The sequence below is a fragment of the Gammaproteobacteria bacterium genome, from assembly GCA_013696315.1.
Taxonomy (GTDB): domain Bacteria; phylum Pseudomonadota; class Gammaproteobacteria; order JACCYU01; family JACCYU01; genus JACCYU01.
On sequence record JACCYU010000210.1, the window covers coordinates 1 to 2,510 of the forward strand.

Consider the following 2,510-nt stretch of genomic DNA (forward strand, 5'->3'; position numbering starts at 1 on the left):
AGGCTCATGAACAAGGGCATTAAACTTACGGCCGCGACCTTAGGCATTGTCGCGCTGACTATCTACATTGGCTTTTTCCTGCTGGTTGCCAATGCCTGAACAGTCCGACCCTAAGCAGGCCGATACCGTGGCGCGCGATGGCGCGAACCTGAAGGTGCTGAGCCGCCTTGGCGTGGTGGTAGTCGCCATGTTCGGGTTCGGGTTCGCCATGGTGCCGCTGTACGACGTGTTCTGCGAAGTCACGGGGCTTAACGGCAAGTCGTCGCGGATGACCGTCGCACAGAACGTCGATTCGATGCGGGTGGACAAGGACCGCACGGTCACGGTGGAGTTCGTCACCAACCTGAATCAGAGCATGAACTGGGAGTTCCAGCCGACGCGCTCTACCATGCGCGTGCATCCGGGCAAGCTGTACACGACCCGCTTTTACGCGCGCAACAAGTCTCTCCAAAACATGGTTGGGCAGGCCATACCCAGCATAGCGCCAGCTCCGGCCGCAACTTATTTGCCCAAGACCGAATGTTTCTGCTTCCGGCGCCAGACGTTCAGCGCCGGGCAGGGGCGCAGGATGCCCGTGAGTTTCGTGGTGGATGCGGAGCTTCCCGAAGAAATCAATACGATCACGCTTTCCTACACGTTTTTTGATGTAACCGCACAGGCGACCTTGGAATAACCGCCGCGCTGCGACCATAACGACTTTATTCGAGGCAAGGGCACGATAACGATGGCAACGGCAACGGCGCAAAATCAGTATTACATACCCCACGGCAGTCACTGGCCTATCGTGGCCACAGTAGGCGTCGCCACCGCAATGGTTGGCGCGGCGATTTGGTTGAATGGGGCGGATTACGGCCGTAATGTCCTCATCGCCGGCGTCGTCATCACGGTGTTCATGATGTTCGGCTGGTTCGGAACCGTCATACGGGAAAGCGAATCCGGCTTGTACAACGATCAGGTCGATGGTTCGTTCCGCTGGGGCATGATGTGGTTCATTTTCTCGGAGGTGATGTTTTTCGCGGCCTTTTTCGGCGCGCTGTTTTACGCGCGTCAGTATTCTATGCCCTGGCTGGGCGGCGAAGGACATGGCACACCGACCAACTTCTTTCTGTGGCCGGGTTTCGAGTCGGTGTGGCCGCAGACCGCGAACGGTCCGGCCCATATCGGCGGTGATTACGAGATTATGTCGCCGTGGGGCGTGCCGGCGATCAATACGCTGATTCTGCTCAGTAGCGGTGTGACGGTAACCTGGGCCCACTGGGGATTGAAGGGCGGCAAACGCGCACAGCTGATTCTGGGGCTGCTCGCCACCGTCGTGCTTGGCGTGACGTTCATTTCCTTGCAGGCGTTTGAGTACGGACATGCCTATCATGAGTTGAACCTGACGCTCGAGTCCGGCATTTACGGATCAACGTTCTACATGTTAACGGGTTTTCACGGCATGCACGTCACCATCGGCGCGATCATGCTCACCGTGATCCTGTTCCGCAGTATGTGGGGGCAGTTTACGCCCGACAATCACTTCGCTTTCGAAGCAGTGTCCTGGTACTGGCATTTTGTCGACGTCGTGTGGCTGGGACTTTTCATCTTCGTTTACTGGATATAAAGCCCCAACCATTCAGCCAGCAGCGCCTGCCGCGCGCCGGTGCGCGCGGCAGCGATTCAGTAGTACAGTCCGTGCGGCTGGATCAATCCCACCCAGTGCCCCAGCATCAGTAGCGCAAACGCGGCCAGCGACAGGGCGATTCTCCAGGTGAGCGCCTTGACCGTGCGATCGCTGTGGCCTTTGTCCGAAACGAGAAAGAACAATCCGGAGGACAGGCTGCCGATGATTACGATCAACAGCAGGATGACGATGATTTTAATCAGCATGGCTAATTTCCCGGAATCGCAGATGAAGGGCGAGAGCCGCCGCGCGCCGCATGCGGAGCCGCGGTAAGCGCTACAGTTTCGGGCCCGCAGTTTTGGCCAGAGTCGCGCTTGTACCCATTGCGGCGGCGGTCGTGTTAATGACACTGTTTATCGCGCTCGGCATCTGGCAGCTTAACAGGGCGGAGGAAAAGCAGGCAATTCTCGATAGCTACGCGCGGCGCAGCCAGCAACCGCCAGTGGCGCTTGCATTGCCGTTAGTGAACGCGGAGCACTGGCGCTATCGGCACGTCGAGATCACCGGCCGCTTCGATTCCGATCACCAGTTTCTGCTGGATAACCAGGTGCGAGCCGGGCAGGCGGGGTACCACGTGCTGACGCCGCTGCGCGTAAACGGCGGAAAGGGCCTGCTGGCGGATCGGGGCTGGATACCATCGGGCGCCAATCGTGGACGGCTGCCGGAGATTCCGGTAACGGACGCCAGGATCGCTCTGCGCGGCACGATTTATGTACCGTACGAGCAGGGTTTCAGTCTCGGCGGTATGGATTCGGGCGAGCGTGTCTGGCCGCGGCGCGTCCAGTTCATAGACTTCAAGCAAATGGGCGCGCGCCTTGACCTTGCGCTGGTGGGCGCAAGCTTGCGG

4 protein-coding genes are annotated in these 2,510 nt (G+C 59.2%); 3 read left to right on the forward strand and 1 reads right to left on the reverse strand.

The annotated features are described in order from the left end of the window. Nucleotides 1-127 precede the first annotated feature (127 nt). The gene (locus tag H0V34_12285; protein ID MBA2492433.1) at nucleotides 128-673 is read left to right on the forward strand and encodes a cytochrome c oxidase assembly protein; all 546 of its coding nucleotides are present in this window, start codon (nucleotides 128-130) and stop codon (nucleotides 671-673) included. 51 nt (nucleotides 674-724) lie between these two features. Continuing rightward, the gene (locus tag H0V34_12290; protein MBA2492434.1) at nucleotides 725-1,603 is read left to right on the forward strand and encodes a cytochrome c oxidase subunit 3; all 879 of its coding nucleotides are present in this window, start codon (nucleotides 725-727) and stop codon (nucleotides 1,601-1,603) included. Nucleotides 1,604-1,659: 56 nt separating this feature from the next. Here H0V34_12290 and H0V34_12295 read toward each other — a convergent pair whose 3' ends face one another. Beyond that, nucleotides 1,660-1,869, reverse strand: coding sequence for a twin transmembrane helix small protein (locus H0V34_12295; protein ID MBA2492435.1), 210 nt, complete (start codon nucleotides 1,867-1,869; stop codon nucleotides 1,660-1,662). 137 nt (nucleotides 1,870-2,006) lie between these two features. On the opposite strand from H0V34_12295, the gene H0V34_12300 reads away from it, so the two are divergent. Further along, nucleotides 2,007-2,510, forward strand: a 504-nt coding sequence (locus H0V34_12300) for an SURF1 family protein (protein ID MBA2492436.1), incomplete at its 3' end; no start/stop codon positions are given.